General features: G+C 71.6%; 25 protein-coding genes. 1 reads left to right on the top strand and 24 read right to left on the bottom strand.

What is annotated here, in order from left to right; translation table 11 throughout:
- Nucleotides 1–176: 176 nt before the first annotated feature.
- The 18 genes from RWE79_RS28520 to proS all read right to left on the bottom strand — a co-directional run bounded on the left by RWE79_RS28520 (nt 177) and on the right by proS (nt 14,699).
- Nucleotides 177–734: a TetR/AcrR family transcriptional regulator gene (locus RWE79_RS28520; protein WP_475946166.1), complete on the bottom strand. Its 558-nt coding sequence runs from the start codon at nt 732–734 to the stop codon at nt 177–179.
- 81 nt (nt 735–815) lie between these two features.
- On the bottom strand, nt 816–1,661 hold the full coding sequence (gene whiG, locus RWE79_RS28515; RefSeq protein ID WP_475942928.1) for an RNA polymerase sigma factor WhiG: 846 nt from the start codon (nt 1,659–1,661) through the stop codon (nt 816–818).
- A gap of 288 nt (nt 1,662–1,949) precedes the next feature.
- Nucleotides 1,950–3,149, bottom strand: a complete 1,200-nt coding sequence (gene dprA / locus RWE79_RS28510) for a DNA-processing protein DprA (protein ID WP_475942927.1) — start codon at nt 3,147–3,149, stop codon at nt 1,950–1,952.
- Nucleotides 3,146–4,759: a YifB family Mg chelatase-like AAA ATPase gene (locus tag RWE79_RS28505; protein ID WP_475942926.1), complete on the bottom strand. Its 1,614-nt coding sequence runs from the start codon at nt 4,757–4,759 to the stop codon at nt 3,146–3,148. Before RWE79_RS28505 ends, dprA begins: the two co-directional genes overlap by 4 nt.
- On the bottom strand, nt 4,759–5,136 hold the full coding sequence (locus tag RWE79_RS28500) for a YraN family protein (RefSeq protein WP_475942925.1): 378 nt from the start codon (nt 5,134–5,136) through the stop codon (nt 4,759–4,761). The genes RWE79_RS28505 and RWE79_RS28500 overlap by 1 nt, the downstream gene beginning before the upstream one ends.
- Before the next feature lie 149 nt (nt 5,137–5,285).
- A complete protein-coding gene (locus tag RWE79_RS28495) occupies nt 5,286–5,612 on the bottom strand; it encodes a DUF2469 domain-containing protein (protein ID WP_475942924.1) in 327 nt (108 codons plus the stop codon).
- 39 nt (nt 5,613–5,651) lie between these two features.
- Nucleotides 5,652–6,131: an NUDIX hydrolase gene (locus RWE79_RS28490; protein ID WP_475946163.1), complete on the bottom strand. Its 480-nt coding sequence runs from the start codon at nt 6,129–6,131 to the stop codon at nt 5,652–5,654.
- 2 nt (nt 6,132–6,133) lie between these two features.
- Nucleotides 6,134–6,919, bottom strand: coding sequence for a signal peptidase I (gene lepB / locus RWE79_RS28485; RefSeq protein ID WP_475942923.1), 786 nt, complete (start codon nt 6,917–6,919; stop codon nt 6,134–6,136).
- 34 nt (nt 6,920–6,953) lie between these two features.
- A complete protein-coding gene (lepB, locus tag RWE79_RS28480) occupies nt 6,954–7,907 on the bottom strand; it encodes a signal peptidase I (protein WP_475942922.1) in 954 nt (317 codons plus the stop codon).
- Nucleotides 7,795–8,976 (bottom strand): signal peptidase I, encoded by a 1,182-nt coding sequence (lepB, locus tag RWE79_RS28475; RefSeq protein ID WP_475942921.1) that lies wholly within the window; start codon nt 8,974–8,976, stop codon nt 7,795–7,797. Before lepB (RWE79_RS28475) ends, lepB (RWE79_RS28480) begins: the two co-directional genes overlap by 113 nt.
- The gene (lepB, locus tag RWE79_RS28470) at nt 8,969–9,586 is read right to left on the bottom strand and encodes a signal peptidase I (protein ID WP_475942920.1); all 618 of its coding nucleotides are present in this window, start codon (nt 9,584–9,586) and stop codon (nt 8,969–8,971) included. The genes lepB (RWE79_RS28475) and lepB (RWE79_RS28470) overlap by 8 nt, the downstream gene beginning before the upstream one ends.
- Nucleotides 9,587–9,619: 33 nt before the next feature.
- A complete protein-coding gene (rplS, locus tag RWE79_RS28465) occupies nt 9,620–9,970 on the bottom strand; it encodes a 50S ribosomal protein L19 (RefSeq protein ID WP_475942919.1) in 351 nt (116 codons plus the stop codon).
- Between the two features lie 130 nt (nt 9,971–10,100).
- On the bottom strand, nt 10,101–10,934 hold the full coding sequence (gene trmD, locus RWE79_RS28460; protein WP_475942918.1) for a tRNA (guanosine(37)-N1)-methyltransferase TrmD: 834 nt from the start codon (nt 10,932–10,934) through the stop codon (nt 10,101–10,103).
- 11 nt (nt 10,935–10,945) lie between these two features.
- Nucleotides 10,946–11,467 carry a ribosome maturation factor RimM gene (gene rimM / locus RWE79_RS28455; protein WP_475942917.1) on the bottom strand — a complete coding sequence of 174 codons (522 nt, stop codon included), beginning with the start codon at nt 11,465–11,467 and terminating at the stop codon, nt 10,946–10,948.
- Between the two features lie 140 nt (nt 11,468–11,607).
- Complete coding sequence (locus RWE79_RS28450; protein WP_475942916.1) at nt 11,608–11,847, bottom strand: RNA-binding protein; 240 nt, start codon at nt 11,845–11,847, stop codon at nt 11,608–11,610.
- Nucleotides 11,848–11,849: 2 nt separating this feature from the next.
- On the bottom strand, nt 11,850–12,287 hold the full coding sequence (rpsP, locus tag RWE79_RS28445; protein ID WP_475942915.1) for a 30S ribosomal protein S16: 438 nt from the start codon (nt 12,285–12,287) through the stop codon (nt 11,850–11,852).
- Nucleotides 12,288–12,494: 207 nt separating this feature from the next.
- On the bottom strand, nt 12,495–13,085 hold the full coding sequence (locus tag RWE79_RS28440) for a hypothetical protein (protein WP_475942914.1): 591 nt from the start codon (nt 13,083–13,085) through the stop codon (nt 12,495–12,497).
- Between the two features lie 201 nt (nt 13,086–13,286).
- On the bottom strand, nt 13,287–14,699 hold the full coding sequence (gene proS, locus RWE79_RS28435; protein WP_475942913.1) for a proline--tRNA ligase: 1,413 nt from the start codon (nt 14,697–14,699) through the stop codon (nt 13,287–13,289).
- Between the two features lie 191 nt (nt 14,700–14,890).
- Between proS and RWE79_RS28430 the strand changes: the two genes are divergently transcribed.
- Entirely contained in the window at nt 14,891–15,760 is an 870-nt protein-coding gene (locus RWE79_RS28430; RefSeq protein WP_475942912.1) for a class I SAM-dependent methyltransferase, read from the top strand.
- 106 nt (nt 15,761–15,866) lie between these two features.
- Here the strand turns inward: RWE79_RS28430 and ftsH are convergent, their stop codons facing one another.
- The 6 genes from ftsH to RWE79_RS28400 form a co-directional block, all read right to left on the bottom strand.
- Nucleotides 15,867–17,813 carry an ATP-dependent zinc metalloprotease FtsH gene (gene ftsH / locus RWE79_RS28425; protein ID WP_475942911.1) on the bottom strand — a complete coding sequence of 649 codons (1,947 nt, stop codon included), beginning with the start codon at nt 17,811–17,813 and terminating at the stop codon, nt 15,867–15,869.
- Nucleotides 17,814–17,912: 99 nt separating this feature from the next.
- Complete coding sequence (locus RWE79_RS28420) at nt 17,913–18,491, bottom strand: GNAT family N-acetyltransferase (RefSeq protein ID WP_475942910.1); 579 nt, start codon at nt 18,489–18,491, stop codon at nt 17,913–17,915.
- Between the two features lie 42 nt (nt 18,492–18,533).
- Complete coding sequence (gene ffh, locus RWE79_RS28415; RefSeq protein ID WP_475942909.1) at nt 18,534–20,078, bottom strand: signal recognition particle protein; 1,545 nt, start codon at nt 20,076–20,078, stop codon at nt 18,534–18,536.
- Nucleotides 20,079–20,200: 122 nt separating this feature from the next.
- On the bottom strand, nt 20,201–22,666 hold the full coding sequence (locus RWE79_RS28410) for a [protein-PII] uridylyltransferase (RefSeq protein ID WP_475942908.1): 2,466 nt from the start codon (nt 22,664–22,666) through the stop codon (nt 20,201–20,203).
- Nucleotides 22,667–22,750: 84 nt separating this feature from the next.
- Entirely contained in the window at nt 22,751–23,089 is a 339-nt protein-coding gene (locus RWE79_RS28405) for a P-II family nitrogen regulator (protein ID WP_475942907.1), read from the bottom strand.
- Complete coding sequence (locus RWE79_RS28400; RefSeq protein WP_475942906.1) at nt 23,086–24,411, bottom strand: ammonium transporter; 1,326 nt, start codon at nt 24,409–24,411, stop codon at nt 23,086–23,088. The genes RWE79_RS28405 and RWE79_RS28400 overlap by 4 nt, the downstream gene beginning before the upstream one ends.
- Nucleotides 24,412–24,783: the final 372 nt, after the last annotated feature.

Genomic DNA, 24,783 nt, shown 5'->3' with positions numbered 1-24,783 from the left:
GTCTGCACTGGGGTCTGCTGCGCGGCCAGGTCTACCTGGACCCGCTGTCGTTGCTCCCGCCGGGCATGCTGCGCTCCGGGCCGTCCCGCCTGCTGCCGGTCTTCGGAGTGCCCGTGCCCGGGCCGTGGGTGTCGCCGGACGGGCCGGGCGGGCTGTACGAGCCCGAGCCCGAGGCCTCAGCCGCGTACGCCGCGCAGCGCCATCGCCACGGCCGCCTCGGCGATGACCTCCGGGATCTCGGCCGCGCCCAGCTCGATCCGCCGCACCGCCGCGTCAACGACGCCCTGGAGCAGCATCGCGCTCAGCCGGGGCTCGGCGTGCCCCAGGGACCCCAGCGCCTCGACGACCATGGCGACCAGACCGCCGTGGGCGGCGCGGATCTTCTCCCGCGCTCCCGCGTCCAGTTCGCCGGAGGAGATCGCCACCACCGCCCGGTGCCGGCGGTCGCCGACCAGGGTGAGCTGACTGCGCACATAGGCCTCGATCTTGGCCTCGGGGTCGGCCGCCGCCGCCATCGCGGCCTCCACCTCGGCCGCCCAGACGGGGAAGTCGACCGCGCACAGCTCCTCGACCACGGCCGCCCGCGAACGGAAGTACTCGTAGACGGACGAGCGCGCCAGCCCGGTGCGCTCGGCGAGCGCCGGGAAGGTCAGGGCATCGGTGCCGCCCTCGGACAGCAGGGAACGGGCGGCGTCCAGAAGTGCGTCGCGCTGCATCGACCGGTGCTCGGCCACCGAGGCCGCTCGAATCTTGGGCACGGCACCACTGTACGGAATCTGTGAAGTCGGCCGCAGTCGGTGCGCCCAGTACGGCGCTCAGCGGCCGACGTCCGCCAGCTTCGCCCTCAACTGCAGCACGGACTTGGTGTGGATCTGGCTGACGCGGCTCTCGGTGACGCCGAGCACCTGACCGATCTCCGCCAGCGTCAGCCCCTCGTAGTAGTAGAGGGTGACCACGGTCTTCTCGCGCTCGGGCAGCGTGTTGATCGCCCGGGCCAGCAGCCGGCGCAGCTCACGGTCCTCGGCGACCTCGACGGGGTTGTCCGCGCCGGTGTCCTCCAGGGTGTCGACAAGGGTGAGCCGGTCGCCCCCTTCGCCGCCGGCGTGCAGCAGATCTTCCAGAGCGACGACGTTGGCCAGCGAGAGCTGACTGAACACGCCGTGCAGTTCCTCCAGGCCGATGCCCATCTCGGCGGCGACCTCGGGCTCGGTCGGGGTGCGTCGCAGCGAGGCCTCAAGGGTCGCGTAGGCGCGTTCGACGGCCCGCGCCTTCTGCCGCACCGAGCGCGGGATCCAGTCCAGGGCCCGCAGTTCGTCGATCATGGCGCCGCGGATGCGGGTGATCGCGTAGGTCTCGAACTTGATGGAGCGCTCGGGCTCGAACTTCTCGATGGCGTCGATCAGCCCGAAGACCCCGGAGGAGACGAAGTCGGCCTGTTCGACATTGGCGGGAAGGCCCACGCTCACCCGGCCCGCCACGTATTTCACCAGCGGCGAGTAGTGCAGGATCAGCTGCTCCCGCAGCCGGGCGTTCCCCGTGGACTTGTACGTCCGCCACAGCTCGTCGACCGAGGTGGGCGCTGCGGGCCGTGGCGTCCGCGGGGTGCGACGGGCGGCGACTGCCGCCATCGCGCGGTCGGGCCCGGGGGTGTGCTGGGGCATGCGTCGTTCTGAGCCGTTCTGCTGTGCCGTGGGGGACGGAGAAGATGCGGGTGAGGGATCGAGCCTCATTGAGCGTAGCGTGACGGAGCGGTCGCGGATTGCTACGAACGCGGTACGGGGCCGCGCCGGGGACCTTCCGCGCCGCGGCCCGGGACGAGGTGGCGGTGGGGCTGGGTTGCGCGTGGTAGTGGCGCCGCGGTCGCGAAATGCCATGTTCTGCCGGCACCCCCGGGAACTCGTCACCCGACCGGCGCAGGTCAAGAACCGTGCTGTCACCTGATGGTGTGTTCATTGCGGTTCAGGCCCTTCCAAGGTCCGGTCCGGCCGGTTGGTACGGGCCAACCTCCATCCGTCGTGGGCGCGTTCGACGAATCCGAGCGCCTGCAATTCGTAGAGCCTGCCGAGCGTGTCGTCGGCGCCCACGCCCGCCGCGCGAGCGATCTCCACGCCGCCCGCGCCCCCTTGGGCCGGGACCGCCTCCAGCACACGGGCCGCGTCGGGCGCCAGCAGGTCGCGCGCGAGGACCGGGCCGCGCCGCTCGGGCGCGAGATCGCCGCCGATACTGCCGACCAGCTCGGCGATCTCACGGGCATCGGTGACCAGCACCGCGTCCCCGCGCAGCAGCTCGTGCACCCCCTGGGACAGGGCCGAGGTGCAGGGGCCGGGCACGCCCATCACGAAACGGCCCAGTTCGGCGGCCCGGCGGGCGGTGATCAGGGAGCCGCTGCGGTACTGGGCCTCGACCACCACGGTGCCCCGGGTCAGGGCCGCGATCACCCGGTTTCGCATGACGAACCGGCTGCGGGTCGGATGCGATCCTGGCGGCAACTCGCCGATCAGCAGACCCTGTTCGCCGATCCGTCCGATCAGTTCGGCGTGGCCCGGCGGGTAGGGGACGTCAACGCCGCAGGCCACGACGCCCACCGTGGCGCCTGCCACCGACAGCGCGCCGCGGTGCGCGGCCCCGTCGATGCCGTACGCGGCCCCCGAGACGACGATCCAGCCGGTCTCGGCCAGATCGGCGGCGATCCGGGCCGCCATGTGCGCTCCGTAGTCCGTGCACGCCCGGGCGCCGACCAGGGCGACCGAGCGCAGCGCCCACATCCGCAGGGAGGGCCTCCCCCGCACCCACAGGCCGTACGGGCGCTGGTCGCCCAGGTCGTCCAGCTGGCCGGGCCACTCGGGGTCACCGGGGCAGACGAAGCGTCCGCCCAGCGCCTCCGCCGCCGCCAGGTCCCGCCGCGGGTCCACCTGCAGGCCGCGCAGCCGGTACCCGGCGAGCCGGCGTTCACCGGCCCCCGGCAGCCGCTCGCCCGCCACCAGGGCCCGGACGACCTCCTGGGGGCCGCGCTCGCGCAGCCAGCGGCCGACGACCTCGTCGCCGGGATCGGCGATCCGGGTCAGCGCGGCCCGCGCGAGACGCTCCTGCGGAGAGGGCGGTCCGGAGGTGTCGTGCTCCTCCCGCAGGTCGAACAGTGCGTCCGTCATCGCCGCTCCCCCGTCGCCAGTGCCAGCCCCCGGCGGACCCCGGTACGCAGTTCCAGGGCGCGGACCAGATCGGTCCCCTCGGGGCGGTCGCGGCCCGCGAGGTCCGCCACCGTCCAGGCCACCCGCAGCACCCGGTCGAGGCCGCGGGCGGTGAGCAGCCCGCGTTCCATGTCCTGCTCGGCGGGCCGCAGTGCGCCCGGGGTCACGGGCCAGCGGGTTCTGAGCGCATGTCCCGGCACCTCGCTGTTGGTCCGCCACGGGCTGCCGGCGTACCGGGCGAGGGCGCGGTCGCGGGCCTGGCGGACGCGGGCGGCGACGGTCGCGGTGGACTCCGACTCCCCGAGGTGTCCGATCAGCTCGCTGCGGCTCACCGGCTCCACGTCGACCCGCAGGTCCACCCGGTCGAGCAGCGGCCCGGACAGCCGTCCCTGGTAGCGGCGGATCATGCTCGGTGTGCAGTCGCAGCCGCCCCCGGTCGAGCCGTGCCGGCCGCAGGGGCACGGGTTGGCCGCCAGGACCAGCAGGAACCGGGCGGGCAGCCGCACGAGGCCGGCCGAACGGGCGATGACCACATGCCCGGACTCCAGGGGCTGGCGCAGTGCCTCCAGCGCCCGGCTGTTGAACTCCGGGGCCTCGTCGAGGAAGAGCACGCCCCTGTGCGACAGCGACACGGCGCCGGGTCTGGGCAGGCCGTTGCCCCCGCCGACCAGGGACTGCATCGTCGCCGAGTGGTGCGGGGCGCAGTAGGGCGGCAGCTCCACCATCGGCTTGCCCGGCGGCAGCATGCCGGCGACCGAGTGGACGGCGGTGACCTCCAGGGACTCCTGCCGGGTCAGCGGCGGAAGCAGCCCGGACAGCCGCTCGGCGAGCATCGTCTTGCCGGCCCCGGGCGGGCCCTTCAGATACAGGTGGTGGCCGCCTGCCGCCGCGACCTCCAGGGCCGTCCGGGCGGCCCCCTGGCCGGCGACGGCGGACAGGTCGGGAACGGCGGCCTGGTCGGCGAGGCCGGCGCCGATTCCCGCGCCCGGGAGCGCCAGCCCGGCCAGCATGGGGTCGGGGCGGCCGTCGGCGGGATCCTCGTCCTCCTCGGGGGCCAGTTCGTCGTTGAGCAGGGCGACGAGCTGCCGCAGCGTACGCACCCCGAGCACCGAGACACCGGGGACGAGGGCGGCCTCGGCGGCGGTGCGGTCGGGCACGACGACATGGCGGTACCCGGCTTCCGCGGCGGCCAGGACGGCCGGCAGCACCCCGCGCACCGGCCGCACCCGGCCGTCCAGGCCCAGCTCGCCGATCATCATCAGGTCGGCGATGTCCCTGGGGGCGACACGGTCGTTGGCGGCGAGGACGGCGCAGGCCACCGCGAGGTCGAAGCCGCTTCCGCCCTTGGGGACGGAGGCGGGACTCAGGCCGACGGTGAGCTTCTTCTGGGGCCAGACCTCGCCGCTGTTGACGATGGCGGCCCGGACCCGGTCGCGGCTCTCGGTGAGGCTCTTGTCCGGCAGTCCGACCAGGGTGAAGGCCGCGACGCCCGGTTCCAGGTCGGCCTGGACCTCGACGACAACGCCTTCCACGCCGATCAGCGCCACCGAACCCGTGCGGGCGAAGCCCATCAGGCCACCCCCCGCACATGCTCGACGCGCGCGGCACCGCGCTCCGGTACCAGCACCCCGACCAGGTCGATCCGCACCCCGCCCGGGGGCGGGACATGGTGCTGTCCGAACCAGCGCTCGGTGAGCCAGCACTCGGCGAGCCGTCGCAGCCGCTCGGCCTTACGGGGGCCCAGGGCGTCCATGGGGTGCTGGTAGTCACCCTGTATGCGGGACTTGACCTCGCAGACGACCACCGCGTCGCCGTCCTCGGCGACGATGTCGATCTCGCCTTCGCGGCATCGCCAGTTGCGCTCCAGCACTGTCATGCCGGCGCTGTCGGCGAGCCATCGGGCCGCCAGATCCTCCCCGTACCGTCCCAGAGCTGCCCGGGCGTTCATGTACACCACCTCCGTCACTCACTGTGACGGAGGTCGCGCCCTCGAGATGATCTTCGTCGGTGCCTGTGGATAACCCGAACCCGCCCAGGCCCACCCGGGCCCGCGCGAGCCCATCGAGGCCCTCCCGGGCCCGCCCCCGGTGTCCGCGCTCAGCCCTTGAAGCCCGACTCGTCCTGCGGCAGGTCGAGATCCGACTTGTTGAGCTCCTCGATGTTCACGTCCTTGAACGTGAGCACCCGCACCTGCTTCACGAACCGCGCCGGCCGGTACATGTCCCACACCCACGCGTCCGCCATCGAAACCTCGAAGAAGACCTCGCCCTGGACCGAGTGCACCTGCATCTCGTAGTCATTGGTGAGGTAGAAACGCCGCTCGGTCTCGATCACGTATTTGAACAGGCCGACGACGTCGCGGTACTCCCGGTAGAGCTTCAGCTCCATCTCGGTCTCGTACTTTTCGAGGTCCTCGGCGCTCATGGCATGTTCCCCTTCAGCCGTACGTCCCCCCATTGTGCGTCAGTCACGCTCTGTCCCCAGGTGAATCGGGGACACCGGGGGGCCTTCGTCGAGCAGCGCGCGCAGCAGCCCGGCGAGCCTGCTCGGGTACACCGTCTCACGCGCGGCGAGCAGTTCCCCGCAGGTCCACCAACGCAGCTCCGCGACGCTGCGCCGCTCCAGCTCGGTCTGGCCCGCCGGGTCGAGCTCGGTGGTGTCCGTACGCCCCAGGAAGTACCACTCGTCCTGCTCCCAGCTGCGGCCGTCGAAGGCGAAGGAGCACGTACGCTCCCACAGCACCGGGCCCAGCCGCAGGGATGTGATTCCGGTCTCCTCCGCGAGCTCGCGACGGGCCGCCTCCTCCAGGCTCTCGCCGCTCTCGACGCCGCCGCCCGGGGTGAACCACCAGCGCACCGCCGGGTCGGCCGGTTCGAAGCCGTTCAGCAGCAGAATCCGGTCGTCGGCGTCCAGCAGGACGACGCGGGCCGCGCGGCGGCGGATGCCTAGCGTGTCCGCCGCCGGGCCACCAGCCCCGCGACCGGCCCGTAGGCCGCGCCGCCGAAGATCAGTACCATTCCCGCCACGATCGCCCTCACCACCCACTTCAGCGGCCCCTGCTGCGACGCGCCGCCTCCCAGTCCGGCGAAGGCGGTGTCCGCACCGGTCCTGTCGATCATGCCCATCCGCCCGAGCGGCCATGCCGTGGCGTCGACCCGGGCCTGCACCGCGGAGCGCGGTACGGATCCGCTGTCGGCGTCGGTCAGCCGCACCCGGGAGTCCTCGGAGACCGCCCGGTTGTCGCCGAGCAGGAAGAGGTCGCCCTTGGGCACGGTGGCCTTGAAGCCGGTCGGCGAGGCGGGGCCCTCGGTGTCCTTCAGGTAGGACTCCTCGACCGGCTTGCCGTTGACCGTCATCCGGCCCTGCTTGTCGCAACAGGCGATCTTGTCGCCGCCGGTCCCGACCACCCGCTTGACCATGGGGACGTCACCCCAGAGCGAGTCGGTGAAGATCACGATGTCGCCCCGGCGGACCTCGGAGCCGTCGATCCGCTGCGCCAGGATCTTGTCGCCCACCTCGACCGTCGGAACCATCGATCCGGTCGGAACGGTGTACGGACGGTAGAGAAGCGCTCCCCAGACGAAGCCGCCGAGGAACAGCACAAGGCCCAGCGCGACGGCCAGCCCGGAGATGATCTGTCCGGACCGGCCGCCCGCCGGGCCCGCCGCCTTACCCGTAGTCGTACGCGCGCCGCCCCGGGCAGCCGTACGTGTGGTGCTCTCGCCGCTCATGGGTCCGCACCCTACCCCGGGGTAGGGTCCTGGGTCAGCGCCCCTGCCGTACCTTCGCGATCATCCGGCGCCGCCGCCAGATCACCAGCGGCACCGCGCCCGCGACACCGGCCGCGCCCGGCAGCGTGGCGCCGGAGGCGTTGATGCCCGACTGGTCGAAGGTGGACGGGACCGGCAGCGTGGCCCAGCGGTTGACCGGCCAGGCCACCACGATCGCGCGGCCGACGACCTCGTCGGCCGAGACCGTGCCGTTGCCCTTGAGGTCCTGGTGGTAGCGCGAGTCCAGGGAGTCCTGGCGGTGGTCGCCCATCACCCAGATACGGCCCTTGGGCACCTTGATCGGGCCGAACGGCTTGTCGCCGCAGGCCGTGTTCCCCGGGTAGATGTACGGCTCGTCGAGCGCCTTGCCGTTGACCTCGACCGGGCCGGTGCCCTTGCACTCGACGGTGTCGCCGCCGACCGCGATGACCCGCTTGATCAGGTCCTTCTCCTCGGCGGACGGCATCAGCCCGATGAAGCTCAGCGCCTTCTGGAATGCCTTGGCCACCGGGTTGGAGTCGGGCTCGACCGTCTCGCCGAGCCAGCCGCCCGGGTCGTGGAAGACGACGACCTCGCCGCGCTCCGGCTCGGAGCCGAACCACGGGGTCAGTTTGTCGACCAGGACCCGGTCGCCCTCCTGGAGGGTGTTCTCCATCGACGCGGACGGGATCGAGAACGCCTGCACCAGGAAGGTCTTGATCAGCAGCGCCAGCACCAGCGCGATGCCGATCAGCAGCGGCAGTTCCTTCCAGAAGGACCGAGGCTTCCTCTCCGACGGGCGCTTCTCCTGACCGCCGCCGTCGCCCCTGCCGTCGCCGCCGCTTCCGTCACCCGCGTCAGACGCGGAATCCCCGGAGCCGGGCCCGGACCCTCCGGTACTCGTACCCGTATCCGCGGAACCGACCTTGTCGCCGGCCACCGCCTCGTTCCCGCCGGTCGCGTCGTTCACCGAGGAGTCCCGCTCCTCGGGTTCTTCGCGTCCGGACCGTGCGCCGACCACCAGGTCCCCCACATCCACTCCTCACTCCACGCTGCCGCCTGCCCCATACGCGACGCAGGCCCACCACTCCCATAACGAGCGGGAGTTCCGCAGGAGTCGGGAGCTGGATCAATCCTTGCCGATTGTTGGCTGCTGCCACCCTATTGGTCTCGCCGGACGCCGTCGTACCGCTGCTCGACGGACTCGCCACCGAGGAGAACGTGGTCGGCTCCCGCAGCCTCGTCATATGGCCCATCGGCCAGGCGATCACAAAGGCCCGGCCCACCACCAGGCTCTCGGGGACGGTGCCGTTGCCGTCGTCGTTCATGTGGAAGCGCGAGTCCGCGGAGTTGGAACGGTGGTCGCCCATCACCCACAGCCTGCCCTGCGGAACCTTGACCGTGAATTTGATCTGCGAGGGCGGATTGCCCGGATTGAGGTACGGCTCCTCCAGAGGGGTGCCGTTGACGGTGACCTTCCCGTTGGAGTCGCAGCACTTCACCGTGTCGCCACCGACCGCGACGACCCGCTTGATCAGGTCCCCGTCCTTGGCGGAGGGCAGCAGTCCGATGAAGGTGAAGAACTCCTTGACCTGCTTGATGACCACCGGATCCTCGGTGGTGGTGGTCTCCTCGCCGTCCAGCCAGCCGCCCGGGTCGCCGAAGACCACGACGTCACCGCGCTGCGGTTTGGACCCGAACCACGGCGTCAGCTTGTCCACCAGCACCCGGTCGCCGATCCGGATGGTCTGCTCCATCGAACCCGACGGGATCACGAAGGCCTGCAGCAGGAACGTCTTCAGCACCAGCGCGATCAGCAGGGCGACCACGATGAGGATCGGCACCTCCTTGGCCGCGCCGCGCCGCCGCTTGCGCTTGACCTTGCGCGCCAGCTTGCGGCGGTCGGCCCGTCCGCCGCCCCTGCGGGGCCTGCGGTCGTCCGGCTCCTCCAGCGGATCGCCGATGTAGGTGTCGTACTGGGACAGCCGGTCTCCGCCACCCCTGCCGCCGCCGTTGCGCGGCCTGCCCCTGTTACCCATGGACACGGTCCAGGGAACGCCAGTGACCCCACGGCCACACGATCCACTCGGCCCGGCCGATCACCTTGCCCACCGGCACGGTGCCACCCCCGGGATCACCGAGGTGATCGCGCGAATCCCGCGAGTCGTCACGGTGGTCGCCCATCACCCACAGCCTCCCCTCCGGCACCTCGATGTCGAACGGTACCCGGGACGGGCTCTCTCCGGGGTAAAGGTATGTCTCGGTCACCGCCCGGCCGTTCACCGTTATCCTGCCCAGCTTGTCGCAACAGGTCACCCGGTCCCCGCCGACGCCGATGACCCGCTTGATGTAGTCGGAACCGCCCGGCTCCTGCACAAACGACCCCTCGCCGTCGAACACCACGACATCCCCGCGCTGCGGCGTACCACCGAAGCGGTAGGCCAGCTTGTCGACCAGTACCCGGTCACCGACGCGCAGCGTGTTCTCCATCGATCCGCTGGGGATCACGAAGGGCTGCGCGACAAACGCGTTGACCAGGAACAGAACGGCGACACACGCCACGAAGAGCAGCGCGTACCGATGTGTACGTACGCCGAAGCGCGACCGCTCATTGCGGTCGCGCTCCGGGGGGTCGTTCTCGGTGTCCATCGAGCGGAAAGCCTATCCGGCCCCGCTGTGAACTCAGTTGTCGCGCTTCTCCTTGATCTTCGCGGCCTTGCCGCGCAGCTCACGGAGGTAGTACAGCTTGGCGCGACGGACGTCACCGCGGGTCACGACCTCGATCTTCTCGAAGATCGGGCTGTTGACCGGGAAGGTGCGCTCGACGCCGACGCTGAAGGAGACCTTGCGGACCGTGAAGGTCTCGCGGACGCCCGCGCCCTGACGGCGGATGACGACACCCTTGAACTGCTGCACACGGGAGCGGTTGCCCTCGATGACGCGGACGTGGACGTTCACGGTGTCGCCGGGGCGGAACGCCGGGATGTCGGTGCGCAGCGAGGCGGAGTCGACGGAGTCGAGCAGGTGCGACATGATTGTCTGCTTTCTTCACCGATGCCACAGGTCATCGGCGGCATTCTCGGAGTGATCTACGGGGGCCGCACCACCGGGCGGGCGTCGTTCCCCCTGTGGCAGGGGCGCGCGCCGGACGGACAGCAGCGGCCTATTCTTCCACGGGCTGTGCCGCTCGCCCAAATCGGCCGTCGGGGCGCTGTACCCAGCCGAGCTCGGCGAGCAGCCGGCGGTCGTGCTTGTCGAGGCCGGCCGGGTCGCAACGCTCGATCAGGTCGGGCCGGTTGGCGGCGGTGCGGCGGAAGGCCTCGTCGCGGCGCCAGCGGGCGACCTTGCCGTGGTGGCCGCTGAGCAGCACCTCGGGCACCTCACGGTCCCGCCACAGCGGGGGCTTGGTGTAGACCGGGCCCTCCAGCAGGTCGGCCATGGCGCCGGGGGCGAAGGAGTCGTCGCGGTGCGACTCGGCGTTGCCCAGGACGCCGGGCAGCAGCCGGGCCACCGCCTCGACGATGACCAGGACCGGGGCCTCGCCGCCGGCCAGCACATAGTCGCCGATGGAGATCTCGCGCACGTCCAGCCGCTCGCCGTAGGCGTCGATGACCCGGCGGTCGATGCCCTCGTAACGGGCCGGGGTGAAGACCAGCCAGGGCCGCCCGGACAGTTCCACGGCCAGTTCCTGGGTGAAGGGCACCCCGCTGGGCGTGGGCACGACCAGCACGGGCCGGGTGTCGGCCTCGTGGCCGGCCTCGTGGTCGGCCGAGGCCAGGACCGAGTCCAGCGCCTCACCCCACGGCTCGGGCTTCATCACCATGCCGGGGCCGCCGCCGTACGGGGTGTCGTCCACGGTGTTGTGCTTGTCGTGGGCCCAGTCGCGCAGGTCGTGGACGCGGACGTCGAGCTGCCCGCGCTGCCGGGCCTTGCCGACGAGCGAGACATTCAGCGGTTCGAGGTACTCGGGGAAGATCGTGACGACATCGATCCGCATGGCCGCGCCGCTCACTGTGCCCCGGTCTCGTCCAGCAGACCCGGCGGCGGGTTGATGACGGCCCGCTGCTCCTCCAGGTCGATCTCCGGGACGATCGCCTCCACGAAGGGGATCATGACCTCGCTGCCGTCGGGCCGGGTCACGACCAGCAGGTCCTGGTAGGGCAGATGGGAGATCTCGGAGATCCGGCCGACCTCGGTGCCGTCGACGGTCACCACGTCGAGGTCCATGAGCTGGTGGTCGTAGAACTCCTCCGGATCGTCCGGCAGCTCCTGCGGGTCCACGTCGGCGATCAGCAGGGTGTTGCGCAGCGCCTCGGCGGCGGTGCGGTCCGCGACGCCCACGAAGCGCAGCAGCAGCCGGCCGCTGTGCACCCGGCCCGTCTCGATGGTCAGCGGGCCGGCCGAGGCCGGGTCCGTGGCCAGTACGGCGCCCGGGCCGAGCCGCAGCTCGGGCTCGTCGGTGCGCACCTCCACCGTGACCTCGCCCTTGATGCCATGGGCGCGGCCGATCCGTCCGACTACCAACTGCACTGCGTGCTCTCCTGCGCTCTGCGGAATCCGGGATACGAGATACGAGATACGAGATATGAAATGCGCGATACAAGATACGGAAACGGGCCGGGGACGGCTGATCCAGCCCTCCCCGGCCCGTGCCGGTGCTACGTACTGCTTCAGCGGACCTCGTCCACGTCGACCAGGTCGACGCGGACACCACGGCCGCCGAGTGCGCCAACGACGGTGCGCAGGGCACGGGCGGTACGGCCATTGCGGCCGATCACCTTGCCGAGGTCGTCGGGGTGCACCCGGACCTCGAGAACCCGCCCACGACGCAGGGTCTTGGACGCGACCTGCACCTCGTCGGGATTGTCGACGATGCCCTTGACCAGATGCTCAAGCGCCTCTTCGAGCACCCTCAGGCCTCGGTCGACTCGGCCGGGGCAGCAGCCTCGGCAGCGTCATCGGCCTTCTTGTCGGCCTTCTTGGCCTTGGGGGTGATGGCCTCACCCTTGGGCTCGTCGCCGGCGGTCACGGCCTCGAAGAGGGCGCGGTGGTCGGCCTTGGGCTCGGCGGTCAGCAGCGGCGCCGGGGCCGGCAGGCCCTTGTGCTTCTGCCAGTCACCGGTGAGCTTGAGGATCGCCATGACGGGCTCGGTCGGCTGCGCGCCGACACCCAGCCAGTACAGGGCGCGCTCCGAGTCGACCTCGATGCGCGACGGGTTCTGCACCGGGTGGTACAGGCCGATCTCCTCGATGGCCCGGCCGTCACGGCGGGTACGGGAGTCGGCGACGACAATGCGGTAGTGAGGCGAACGGATCTTGCCCAGACGCTTCAGCTTGATCTTGACTGCCACTGGAGTGGGGTCTCCTGGTCTTGACGTGTTTGGACGCGACGGAGCACCACGTGGGGTTGTGGTTCCCGAGCGTCCGATGGACGCGTCAGCCGAAGGAGAGAGGGGTCCTGCACGGCTGCCGAGTGCTCAGCTGACCATTCTGCCATACGGCGGGCACGCTGCCGTACGCCCCGTACGTGCTCGCCGCACGGCAGAAGGGCCGGCCGTTCAGGCGACCGCCGCCGCCTCCGGGATACGGAAGGGGGTGCCGCACGCGCCGCAGACGATCGGTGCCTGCGCCAGCACGGACGGTACGACCCGGACGTTGCGCCCGCAGTCGCACACGGCTTTCACCCGGACGCCGCCCCCGGACGAGCCGTGCCGGGCCGCCGGGCCGCGGAAGCTGCGGGCGGTGTCGGCGGTGGTCGCCGCGGTGTGGGCCTTGAGGGCGCGCTGGAGCCTGTCGATAGTGGCTCGATAGCGCTTCTTGGTGTCCGGGCGTAGCTGGACCAGGGAGAAGCCGCTACTGGGATGCGGCTCCTCGGAGTGGTCCAGGCCGAGTTCGTCGGCGATCGCCAGGAAGCGTCGGTTGTGGTAACGGCCCGCGCGCGAGGTGTCACGGATGCCGCGGGCGGCGGCGACTCCGTGCACGGCCTCGTGCAGCAGCCGTTCGAAGGAGAGCTCGACGCCGCAGGCGGACGAGGACTCTCCGATCAGGGACTCTGGGGCGGCCAGATCCGGCAGTTCGGGGTGGTGCCGTTGAATGTCGGCCCACGCGACTGCCAGTTCGGCGGCGAGAACTGGTGGTGTCGTGCTCACGTCGTGACAACGAGCCGGGACCGCCCGGTGTTCCGATTCCGGGGCATCCCAAATAATTTGCACTCAACGGTCAGTTCTGAGTGATTCCCATGACTGAGGGCGGGTGCGGAGAACAGGGGAGAACCCGCGCACCCGCCCATAAGCCGGGACGTACTACCGATTACCTACGCCGCTTTTCGGTCATCGTCCGACCGGAGGCCGTCAGTAGGCCCGTGCGACGATCGCGACGGTGCCCGGCGCGTCGTCCGCGGCCGGTACCGAGCCGTCCTCGGCGACCAGGCAGCGTACGGAGACGCCCTGCCCGGCGAGGCGGGCCTCGCCCTCCGGGCCCAGGTCGGCCCACGGGATGCGGCCCCAGCCGGTGGCGGCGGCCTCGACGGCCTCGCCGATACCGGTCACATCGACGGTCCGGGCCTCACGGCGCTCGCGCGTCTGGCGCAGCAGGGTGGCCTGGTCCTCCTCCAGCACCTTGGGGAGCAGGGCGTCCAGCGCGTCGAGGGCCACCGGTTCCTTGCCGCCCGGAATGCGGCGGGCCAGCATCGCGGTGCCGTTCTCCAGGTCGCGCGGGCCGACCTCGACCCGCACCGGTACGCCCTTGAGCTCCCAGTCCACCGCCCGGCGTCCGAACGGGGTGTCGGTGCGGTCGTCGACCTGGACCCGGAGGCCGGCCGCCTTGAGCGCGGCGCCGATCTCACGGACCTTGGCGATGACCGTGTCGTCGCCCTTGATCGCCAGGACGACCACCTGGACGGGTGCCAGCCTCGGCGGCACGCGCAGGCCGCTGTCGTCGCCGTGGGACATGATCAGGCCGCCGACCATGCGGGTCGAGACACCCCACGAGGTCTGCCAGACAAGTTCCTGCTTGCCCTCGGCGGACAGGTACGAGGTGTTGAAGGCCTTGGCGAAGTTGGTGCCCAGCTCATGGCTGGTGCCCATCTGCAGGGCCTTGCCGTCGCCCATCATCCCTTCGAGGGTCAGGGTGTTGATCGCGCCGGCGAAACGCTCCCGGGCGGTCTTGCGGCCCAGGACGACGTCGATGCCGAGGACGTTGGTCATGAAGTCGCCGTACACCTCACGGTGGATCATGGCGGCGTAGGCGCGGGCGTCCTCGTAGGTGGCGTGCGCGGTGTGGCCCTCCTGCCAGAGGAATTCCGTCGTGCGCAGGAAGACCCGGGGCCGCATCTCCCAGCGGACCACGTTCGCCCACTGGTTGATCAGCAGTGGCAGGTCGCGGTAGCTCTGCACCCACTTGGAGAAGTACTCGTTGATGATCGTCTCGGAGGTGGGGCGGACGACGACCGGCTCGTCCAGTTCCTTGCCGCCGCCGTGCGTGACCACCGCGAGCTCGGGGGCGAAGCCCTCGACGTGCTCGGCCTCGCGGGTCAGGTACGACTGCGGGATGAAGAGCGGGAAGTAGGCGTTCTGCGCACCGGCCTCCTTGATGCGCGCGTCCATCTCCTGCTGCATCCGCTCCCAGAGGGAGTACCCGTAGGGCCGGATGACCATGGTGCCGCGCACCGGACCGTTGTCGGCCAGCTCGGCCTTGTTGACCAGGTCCTGGTACCAGCGCGGGAAGTCGGCCGCCTGGGGGGTGAGTACGGGAGCCTTTGCCATGGCGCAGATGGTACGGCGGCGGGGTGGTCAAACGTGAATCGGCGATCTGGCGCGCTGTACCGGAGCGCACACGGTCCGCACACAAGGAACCGTCCCCAACCCCTGGACGCGGGGCCCGAAGGGGAGTTGTCTGGCTTTCGGGACATCGCACACGGGGGAAAGCGACGACTCGGCGGATTGGGGCTGGCTCGATGACACCTACCCTCGCACGCGCACGCGTCCATTTCCGTTCCCGGGCCCGCTCCGGGGCCCTGGAACGAGCCCGGGAAGGGGCCCGGGACTGGGCAGAGATCCAGGAACGGATGCTCGTCCCGCTGTACGAGGCCGTGTACGAGCGGCTCGGTGTGGGCCCTGGCACAAGGATGCTCGGCCTGGGCTGCGGTTCGGGTCTTGCGCTGCTCATGGCGGCGGCCCGGGGCGCCCGCGTCACCGGGTGCGAACCGGACGAACGGCGGCTGGAGCTGGCCCGGGAGCGGCTGCTGCCGCCCGGGCCGCCGCGATACGGCGCCCCGGCGGCGGGCCGGGGCCGGCCGGACGCCGTCCGCTTGGTGCTCGGCGGACCCGAGCGGCTGCCCGCCTCGGCCGGACCGTTCACCCTGGTCACCGCTCTCGACCCGGCCACCCGGGCCGGTTTACCGGCCCCGGCGCTCGCGGCGGCCGCCGCTCTCGGCGGACGCGGCACCCCCGTGGTCCTGGCCGGCTGGGGACCCTCCGAACGCTGTGCCACCCACCGCGTGCTCCGGGTCGCCGCCCGTCTCGCCGAGCCCCGGGGGCCGGCGGGCCGGCTGCGGCTCAGCGGCCGTGACGACCTGGAGGAACTCGCCCGGGCCGCAGGCCTGCGGCCGGACGGCTCGGGCCGGGTCTCCTGCCCCTTCGGCTACGCCGACATGGACAGCGCGGTGCGCGGGATGCTCTCCACCGGGCTCTTCGACGACGCCGTGGCCGCCACCGACCAGGAGCAGGTCGAGAAGGAACTCGCCGAGGCCCTGCACCCCTACCGCCGTCCGGACGGCGGCGTGCGCATGGAGAACGTCTTCCGGTATCTCATCGCCCGGACGTAGGAAGGCCCCCTCAAAGGCCTCGCCCCCGGCGCCCGACCCCCGACCCCCGGCCCTCGCACGACCCCGGCCCCGGCCCCGGTCCCGCCCGGGCCCCGGTCCCGGCCCGTCAGCCCTCGGTCTTGGCCAGGCGCGTGATGCCCGCGGCCGCGTACGCCTCGGCCTCCTCCAGGGTCTCCGCCTCCAGCAGCGCGGCCGACAGCGCGTCGAGCTGGTCGCGGTGTGCGCCGAGCAGGTGGCAGGCGGTGCCGTAGCACTCGTCCACGATGCGCCGCATCTCCGCGTCCACGACATCGAGCGTCGCGGGCGCGGCGGACAGCCCGTACGGCTGCTGCCCGTCGCCCGGGATGGCGCTGAGCGGGCCCACCCGTTCGCTCATGCCCCACCGGCCGACCATGCCGCGGACGAGTTTGGTGACCTGCTCCAGGTCGTTCTCGGCGCCGGTGGTGATGACGCCGAAGACGACGTGTTCGGCGGCCATACCGCCCAGTGCGCCGATGATGCGGCCGCGCAGGTACTCCTCCGTGTAGGCGTAGCGGTCCGCGTCGGGGGTGGAGAGGGTGACGCCGAGGGCCCGGCCGCGCGGCACGATGGTGATCTTGCGGACCGGGTCCGCGCCGGGCTGGAGCATGCCCAGCAGTGCGTGCCCGGACTCGTGGTAGGCGGTGCGGCGGCGCTCCTCCTGAGGCATGACGAGCGGGCGTTCCGCGCCGAGCTGGATCTTCTCCAGGGCCTCGGAGAGCTCGGACTGCCCGACGGCGCTCTTGCCTCGCTTGACGGCGAGCAGCGCCGCCTCGTTGGCGAGGTTGGCGAGTTCGGCGCCGGTCATGCCGGGGGTGGTGCGGGCGACCTGCAGGAGGTCGACGTTGTCCTCCAGGGGGACCTCGCGGGTGTGGATGCGCAGGATCGCCTCACGGCCGGGCCGGTCGGGCGGGCTGACGTGGACCGTACGGTCGAAGCGTCCCGGCCGGGTCAGGGCGGGGTCGAGGACGTCGGGACGGTTGGTGGCGGCGACGACGACGACGCCCTCGGAGCCGGAGAAGCCGTCCATCTCGGTGAGGATCTGGTTGAGCGTCTGCTCGCGCTCGTCGTGGCCGCCGATGCCGCCGGCGGCACCCCGGGCCCGGCCGATGGTGTCGATCTCGTCGATGAAGATGATCGCCGGGGCGACCTTGCGGGCCTCGGCGAACAGTTCCCGGACCCGTCCCGCGCCGACACCGACGATCATCTCGATGAACTCCGACGCCGAGGCCGAGAAGAACGGCACGTCGGCCTCTCCCGCCACGGCGCGGGCCAGCAGCGTCTTGCCGGTGCCGGGCGGGCCGGCCAGCAGCACTCCGCGCGGCATCCGGGCGCCCAGCGCGCGGTAGGCGTCGGGCCGCTTGAGGAAGTCGACGACCTCGCTCAACTCGGCTTCGACCTCGTCGATGCCGGCCACGTCCTCGAAGGTGGTGCGCCGGCCCTCCTCCCGGACCACGGGTTTGGGCGGTGCCTTGCGGCCGAAGCCGCCGAGTCCGCCGCCCAGGCCTCCCCCGCCGGCCATGGCCCGGCTCAGCCGGCGGCCGATGAGGATCCACAGCAGGACGAGGACCGCCATCGGCGCCAGCGAGATCAGCAGGTTGTACATGACGCTGCGTTCCTTGACCACCGGCTCTGCGGTGACGGTGACCTTGTTACGGGCCAGCGTGGCCCACAGGTCGTCGTCGGCGAAGACCGGCCGCTGGGTCTTGAACTTGGTGTACTTCCCGCCGCCGTCACCGGGGGGAACGGGCTGCTCCTTCTTGAGCTGCCCCTCGATGGCGTCGCCCTTGGAGTAGATCTTCGAGATGTTGTCGGCGCCGAGCTGCCTGTCGAACTCGGTGTACGACACCGTCGGCGTCCTGCCCCCGGTGAGCAGGGAGAGCACCAGATCCGTGACCACGAAGACCGCCACCGCGGTGAGGATCATCCAGCCCCAGCCGCCCAGCCGTCGGCGCGGGGACGTGGGCGGCTTGGGCGCACCCTCCGAACGCCACGGGTCGTCGGGCTTCTGCCGGGGCGGCACAGAATTGCTCATATTAGAACAATACGGACAAGAGCTGGGGTGTCGCCCCCGGAGCGTGGCCCGCCGGGCCGGGCCCGGGGCGACCGGGGCCGGGGCGACCGGGGCCGGCGATCAGAGTCCGGGCCAGTCCTCCACCGTCAGCGCGAAGCGCTCGTGGTCCCGCCAGGCGTCGTTCAGGAACAGGAAGCGCGGCGAGAAACCCTCGTGCCGGAAACCGAGCCGCTTCGCCAGCGCGATGGACCGCTCGTTCTCCGGCTGCACATTGATCTCCAGCCGGTGCAGCCCCAGACCGTCCGGGCTCGCCGCGAAGCAGCGGTCGACGACCAGCCGCATGCCCTCGGTCATCCGGCCGGTCCCGGCGTACGGCAGATAGCTGTCGTAGCCCAGCGTGGCGTTGCGGAAGCGGCCCCGGGCGATGTTCGCGACATTGCACTTGCCGACGATCCCGCCGACGCCGACGTCGCCCCCACCGACGCCCCCGCCGACGCCCCCGCCCCCAGCCACGCCGCCGCCGCCGGCCCCGTCGATGACCAGGAAGGTACGCAGCGACGCGCCCTGCTGCCGCAGCAGTTCGGGCAGCCCGTCGGGATCGACCGGATTCCACCGGCCGACATGCTCGGCGGAGCGGACGACGGCCTCGGCGTACGCGGGAATGTCTGCGGGGCGCGGCTCGCGGATCGTAACTCGCATTGCGCCATTGTCGTTCACGCCCACCCGGGCCGGGAACGCCCGCTACTGGGGAGGCAGGAGGTCCTTGAACTCCTTGGGCAGCTCGAAGTTCTCCTGCCCGGCCGGGAGGCCGAAGGCTCCGCCGGCCTGCTGCTCGCGCCGGGCGGCAGCCGCCTGCTCATCGGCCTTGCGCTTCATCGGGTTGCCCGACTTGCGCTTGCCCTTGGCCTGCTTGACCTGCTTCTTCTGCCGGCCGGCGCCGCCGCCCATGCCCGGGATGCCCGGCATGCCGGGGATCCCGCCGCCCTGGGCCATCCGGGACATCATCTTGCGGGCCTCGAAGAACCGCTCGACCAGGCTCTTGACCGCGCTGACGTCCACGCCCGAGCCGCGGGCGACCCGGGCCCGGCGGGAGCCGTTGATGATCGTCGGGTCCTGGCGCTCGGCGGGGGTCATCGACTTGATGATCGCCGCCGTGCGGTCCACGTCCCGCTCGTCGAGGTTGGCGATCTGGTCCTTGATCTGTCCCATGCCGGGCAGCATGCCGAGCAGCTTGGAGATCGATCCCATCTTCCGGACCTGCTCCATCTGCTGGAGGAAGTCGTCGAGGGTGAACTCCTTCGGGCCCTTCGCCAGCTTCTCGGCCATCTTCTGGGCCTCGGCCTGGGAGAAGGTCTGCTCGGCCTTCTCGATCAGGCTGAGCATGTCGCCCATGCCGAGGATGCGCGAGGCCATCCGGTCCGGGTGGAAGGCGTCGAACTCGTCCAGCTTCTCGCCGTTGGAGGCGAACATGATCTGGCGGCCGGTCACATGCGCGATCGACAGCGCGGCACCGCCGCGGGCGTCGCCGTCCAGCTTGGACAGCACGACGCCGTCGAAGCCGACGCCGTCGCGGAAGGCCTCGGCGGTGTTGACCGCGTCCTGGCCGATCATCGCGTCGACGACGAAGAGGATCTCGTCCGGGCTGACCGCGTCGCGGATGTCGGCGGCCTGCCGCATCAGCTCGGCGTCGATGCCGAGCCGGCCTGCGGTGTCGACGATGACCACGTCGTGCAGCTTGGTCCTGGCGTACTCGATCGAGTCCTTGGCGACCTTCACCGGGTCGCCGACGCCGTTGCCCGGCTCCGGGGCGAACACCGTGACCCCGGCCCGCTCGGCGACGACCGACAGCTGGTTGACGGCGTTGGGCCGCTGGAGGTCGGCGGCGACCAGCAGCGGGGTGTGGCCCTGGCCCTTGAGCCACAGGCCGAGCTTTCCGGCGAGGGTGGTCTTACCGGCACCCTGCAGACCCGCGAGCATGATGACGGTCGGCGGCTGCTTGGCGAAGCGCAGACGGCGGGTCTCGCCGCCGAGGATGCCGACCAGCTCCTCGTTGACGATCTTGATGACCTGCTGGGCCGGGTTCAGCGCCTGCGAGACCTCGGCGCCGGCCGCCCGTTCCTTGATCTTCGCGATGAACGCGCGGACAACCGGAAGCGCGACATCCGCTTCGAGCAGAGCGATACGGATCTCACGCGCCGTGGCGTCGATGTCCGCCTCGGAGAGCCTCCCTTTGCCCCGGAGGGTTTTGAAGGTGTTCGCCAAGCGGTCGGAGAGAGTATCGAACACGGCGCTCGTCGGTCCTCAGGGTCGGGGGCGGGGGCAGGGTGGATCGTCCTCTAGGGTATCCGCCCCGGCCGGACAATCATCCCTGCCTGCCGGATCCGGCAGGCAGGGGCGGCGGCCCCGCGTCAGCGGAGCGCCGCCTCGACGTCACGCGCGACCTCCGCCGCCCGTACGTCGGGCAGCGGCGAGCCGTCGGCGCCGGTGACGTAGAAGGCGTCGACCGCGTTGGCGCCCAGGGTGCTGATGCGGGCGGAGCGGACGCTGACGCCGGTGAGTTCCAGGGCGCGGCCGATGCGGTGCAGCAGGCCGGGGGCGTCCTGGGCCCGGATCTCGATGACGGTGGCGGAGTCCGAGGAGCCGGTGGCGACGGTGACGCGCGGCGGCGGCGCGGTGACACCCCGGCGCCGCGGATAGGCCGACTCGCGTTCGGCGAGCCGGGAGCCGATGTCGAGGGTGCCGCCGAAGGCCCGGTCGAGGTCGGCCCGCAGCCGGGCCGCCTCGGGCAGCGAGCCGTACTCGGCGGCGACACGCCAGCGCAGCAGGGTGACGGCGGCGCCGCCCAGGGGGTCCACGGAGCGCAGGTCGGCGGCCCGCACGGTGAGGCGGTGCAGGGCGAGGACACCGGCGGCCGCGGCGAGCAGTCCCGGGCGGTCGGGGACGGCGAGCAGCAGCTCGACGCCGACCTGCCGGCTGTCCTCGGAGTCGGTGTCGGACTCGGGGTCGGGCTCGGCGTGCGCGTGCAGGGCCAGCGCCGGGCCGCCGGTGCGGGCGGCCTCCACGGCGAGCCGCTCCTCCTCGGCGGTGGGCTCGGGCGCGGTGGGCTCGGGGACGGCTCCGCTGGACAGGACCTCGGCGACCCGCTTGGCCAGGTCGGTGACGAGCGAGGCCCGCCAGGTGCTCCAGGCGGCCGGGCCGGTGGCCAGCGCGTCGGCCTCGGTGAGGGCGTGCAGCAGTTCCAGCGTCTCGGTGTCGCGGACGGCGTCGGCGACGACCTGCACGGTGGCGGGGTCGTCGAGGTCGCGCCGGGTGGCGGTGTCGATGAGCAGCAGGTGGTGGCGGACCAGCAGGGCCAGGGTGTCGACGTCGGCGCGGCCGAAGCCCAGCCGGGCCGCGACGTCACGGGCGATGACCTCGCCGGCCACCGAGTGGTCGCCGGGCCAGCCCTTGCCGATGTCGTGCAGCAGGGCGCCGATCAGCAGCAGGTCGGGGCGGCTGACGCGGCGGGTCAGCGCCGAGGCGCGCACCGCGCACTCCACCAGGTGCCGGTCGACGGTCCAGATGTGGACGGCGTTGCGCTGCGGGCGGCAGCGGACCCGCTCCCAGTCGGGCAGCAGCCGGGTGATCAGGCCCTCGGCCTCCAGCGCCTCCCAGACCGGGACGGTGGACTCGCCGGCGCCCAGCAGGGTGAGCAGCTGCTCACGGGCCTCGGCGGGCCACGGCACGGGCAGCGGCCGGGCGGCCTGCGCGAGCCGCCGTACGGTGTGCAGGGACAGCGGAAGTCCGGTCTGCGCGGCGGCGGCCGCGGCGCGCAGCGGCAGGACGGGGTCGCGGTCGGGCCTGGCGGAGCGGGCCAGCACGGCCTCGCCGTCGTGTTCGACGACGCCGTCGGCGAGCGGGGTGCGCTCGGCGGGGGTCGGGGCGGCCTCGCCGCGGCCCAGTCCGAGCAGTCCGCGGCGCTTGGGGCGCATCTGGCGGGAGCGCAGCACCCGGCCGACCTCGCGCCAGGTGACGTCGGAGGCGTAGGAGACGGTGCGGGCGGCTTCGTAGACCTGCCGCAGCAGGGCGTCGGCGTCCAGCAGGCCGAGCGTGGTGGCGACCTGGTCCTGCTCCTGGAGGGCGAGCCGGTCGGTGGCACGGCCGGTGACCAGGTGCAGGGCGTCGCGGGCGTCCAGCAGGCGCGTACGGGCGTCCTCCAGGCCCTCGCGGGGGGCGTCGGCGAGCCAGGACGCGGCGACGGCGCGCAGGGCCGTGGCGTCGCGCAGGCCGCCCCGGGCCTCCTTGAGGTCGGGTTCCAGGAGATAGGCCAGTTCGCCCTGCCGTTCGGCGCGCTCGACGCACAGCTCGTGCAGCGCCGGCAGCCGCTTGGGGGCCTGGTTGCGCCAGTCGGCGAGGATCGCGGTGCGCAGGCCCGCGGTGAGGGCGGCGTCGCCGGCGATGTGCCGGGCGTCCAGCAGTCCGAGCTGGACCTTGAGGTCCTCGGCCGCTGTTCCGCGGGCCTCGGCGGGGGTGCGTACGGAGTGGTCCAGGGCCAGTCCGAGGTCCCAGACGGGGTACCAGACCTTGTCGGCCAGCGAGGCGACCGGGCCGGCCTTCTCGGAGCCGTCGTGCAGGAGCAGCAGGTCCAGGTCGCTGCGCGGGGAGAGTTCGCCCCTGCCGTAGCCGCCGACGGCGACCAGGGCGAAGCCGGTCACCCCGGCCTCGGCGGCGGCGCCGTGGGTCAGCGCGGCCAGCCAGCGGTCGGTGAGGTCCGCCAGGGCCTTGCGGCGTGGCGGACCCGAGGGCCCCTCCTCGGTCAGGAGGCGCAGCCGGGCCGCCGCGTAGCCTGCGGGGTCGTTTTCGTCGCTGGCTTTCGCTTCGACGCTTTCCGTCACGCTGACTCCAGACGCAGGCTCTACATACCTTCAGCAACAAGTGTGGGGCGCGGCCAGGGAATTCCCTGGCCGCGCCCCGGGGTGTCACAGCGCGTCGGGGCCGCGCTCGCCGGTACGGACCCGGACCGCGGTCTCGACCGGGACCGACCAGACCTTGCCGTCACCGATCTTGCCGGTGCGGGCGGCCTTGACGACGACCTCGATCAGCTGTTCGGCGTCGGTGTCCTCGACCAGCACCTCGATGCGGATCTTCGGGACGAGGTCGACGGTGTACTCGGCACCGCGGTAGACCTCGGTGTGTCCGCGCTGGCGGCCGTAGCCGCTGGCCTCGGTGACCGTGAGGCCCTGTACGCCGAAGGCCTGCAGCGCCTCCTTGATCTCGTCCAGCCGGTGCGGCTTGACAACCGCCGTGATGAGCTTCACGCGTCCACCTTCTTGCTGTCGCTGCTGTCCAGGGCGGAGGCGACCGCGCGGGCGGCGCCGCCGACACCCGCGAAGTCGTACGCGGTCTCGGCGTGCTCGACCTGGTCGATACCCGCGACCTCGTCGTCCTCACTGACGGTGAATCCGATCACCAGGTCGATGACCTTGGCAAGGATGGCGGAGACGATCAGCGAGTAGAACAGGACCACGGTGACACCGACGGCCTGCTTGCCGAGCTGGGCCGCGCCGCCGCCGTAGAACAGGCCCTTGACGTCCTGGCCGACGCCGCCGGTGGCGAAGAAGCCGATGAGCAGGGAGCCGACGATGCCGCCGACCATGTGGACGCCGACGACGTCGAGCGAGTCGTCGTAGCCGAACTTGTACTTCAGGCCGACCGCGGCGGCGCAGGCGACACCGGCGATGACGCCGACCGCGATGGCGCCGAGCGGGCTGACCGAACCGCAGGCGGGGGTGATGGCGACCAGACCGGCGACCGCGCCGGAGGCCGCGCCCAGGGTGGTGAAGGAGCCGTGCTTGATCTTCTCGTACGCCAGCCAGCCGAGGACGGCGGCGGCGGTGGCGACCTGGGTGTTGGTGAAGGCGATACCGGCGACACCGTCGGCCGCGACCCACGAGCCGGCGTTGAAGCCGAACCAGCCGAACCACAGCAGACCGGCGCCGAGCATGACCAGCGGCAGGCTGTGCGGACGGAACGGGTCCTTCTTGAAGCCGACGCGCTTACGGATGACGAGGATCGCGCCCAGGGCCGCCGCACCGGCGTTGATGTGGACCGCCGTACCACCGGCGAAGTCGATCACGCCGTACTTGAAGAGCCAGCCGTCGGAGGCCCAGACCCAGTGGGCGACCGGGAAGTACACGATCGTGACCCACAGGGTGATGTAGATCGACCAGGCGACGAACTTCACGCGGTCCGCGAGGGCGCCGCTGATCAGGGCCGGGGTGATGATCGCGAACATCAGCTGGAAGACGGCGAAGACATAGGTCGGTACGCCGTTGACCCACACCTCGGTATTGCCGATTCCGCGCATGCCGAGCCAGTCGAAGCCGCCCAGGAGGCCGCTGCCGCTGTCGAACGCGATGCTGAATCCGTAGAGGGTCCAGAGCACCGTCACAATGGCGATGGCCACAAAGCTCATCATCAGCATGTTCAGGGCGCTCTTGACCCGGACCATGCCGCCGTAGAAGAAAGCGAGACCGGGGGTCATCACCAGCACCAGCGCGGCGCTGATCAGCATGAACGCCGTATTGCCGGTATCGATCTTGGGTGCATCCGCGGCAAGCGTCAGGAGGCTTGCTGCCATCGGCGTCTCCTCGTCATCTCGTCATCCGAACGGCCCGTGCGGGGGGTGAGTACGGTGGGCCGGTTTTGGCCATGAGATTGCCTAATGCGGGTTTCCGTCAGTGCCGCTCGATGTTTCGTCGCCGTGACGAACAAGTCGGGCATGTTACGTAGGGGTGAATCGCCATCCCACCGGTTGCCGCCGTGACTAGTCTGTGACCCCCTGGCGGCCCCCGCGAGCTGTATACGTCGGCCGGGCGCGGGCCGTACGGGGGCCCGGACACACTGGCCGGGACACAGTGGACCGGCCGCGGTCACCATCCGGTTGACCTGGCGTGGGGGAGCCGAGTCGGGCTGATCGGGATGGCGGCCGCGGCCGGGGTTCTTCGCCGGA

The organism is Streptomyces sp. RLA131, from assembly GCF_056270125.1.
Note: the sequence above shows the minus strand (reverse complement) of the source record. Positions and strands in the feature narration are given on the sequence as shown.

What these genes read in the sequence shown, in the direction of transcription:
- whiG (WP_475942928.1), bottom strand. Translation starts at nt 1,661, where the DNA reads ATGCCCCAGCACACCCCCGGGCCCGACCGCGCGATGGCGGCAGTCGCC.
- dprA (WP_475942927.1), bottom strand. Translation starts at nt 3,149, where the DNA reads ATGACGGACGCACTGTTCGACCTGCGGGAGGAGCACGACACCTCCGGA.
- RWE79_RS28505 (WP_475942926.1), bottom strand. Translation starts at nt 4,759, where the DNA reads ATGGGCTTCGCCCGCACGGGTTCGGTGGCGCTGATCGGCGTGGAAGGC.
- RWE79_RS28500 (WP_475942925.1), bottom strand. Translation starts at nt 5,136, where the DNA reads ATGAACGCCCGGGCAGCTCTGGGACGGTACGGGGAGGATCTGGCGGCC.
- RWE79_RS28495 (WP_475942924.1), bottom strand. Translation starts at nt 5,612, where the DNA reads ATGAGCGCCGAGGACCTCGAAAAGTACGAGACCGAGATGGAGCTGAAG.
- lepB (WP_475942923.1), bottom strand. Translation starts at nt 6,919, where the DNA reads ATGAGCGGCGAGAGCACCACACGTACGGCTGCCCGGGGCGGCGCGCGT.
- lepB (WP_475942921.1), bottom strand. Translation starts at nt 8,976, where the DNA reads ATGGGTAACAGGGGCAGGCCGCGCAACGGCGGCGGCAGGGGTGGCGGA.
- lepB (WP_475942920.1), bottom strand. Translation starts at nt 9,586, where the DNA reads ATGGACACCGAGAACGACCCCCCGGAGCGCGACCGCAATGAGCGGTCG.
- rplS (WP_475942919.1), bottom strand. Translation starts at nt 9,970, where the DNA reads ATGTCGCACCTGCTCGACTCCGTCGACTCCGCCTCGCTGCGCACCGAC.
- trmD (WP_475942918.1), bottom strand. Translation starts at nt 10,934, where the DNA reads ATGCGGATCGATGTCGTCACGATCTTCCCCGAGTACCTCGAACCGCTG.
- proS (WP_475942913.1), bottom strand. Translation starts at nt 14,699, where the DNA reads ATGGCAAAGGCTCCCGTACTCACCCCCCAGGCGGCCGACTTCCCGCGC.
- RWE79_RS28430 (WP_475942912.1), top strand. Translation starts at nt 14,891, where the DNA reads ATGACACCTACCCTCGCACGCGCACGCGTCCATTTCCGTTCCCGGGCC.
- ftsH (WP_475942911.1), bottom strand. Translation starts at nt 17,813, where the DNA reads ATGAGCAATTCTGTGCCGCCCCGGCAGAAGCCCGACGACCCGTGGCGT.
- RWE79_RS28420 (WP_475942910.1), bottom strand. Translation starts at nt 18,491, where the DNA reads ATGCGAGTTACGATCCGCGAGCCGCGCCCCGCAGACATTCCCGCGTAC.
- RWE79_RS28400 (WP_475942906.1), bottom strand. Translation starts at nt 24,411, where the DNA reads ATGGCAGCAAGCCTCCTGACGCTTGCCGCGGATGCACCCAAGATCGAT.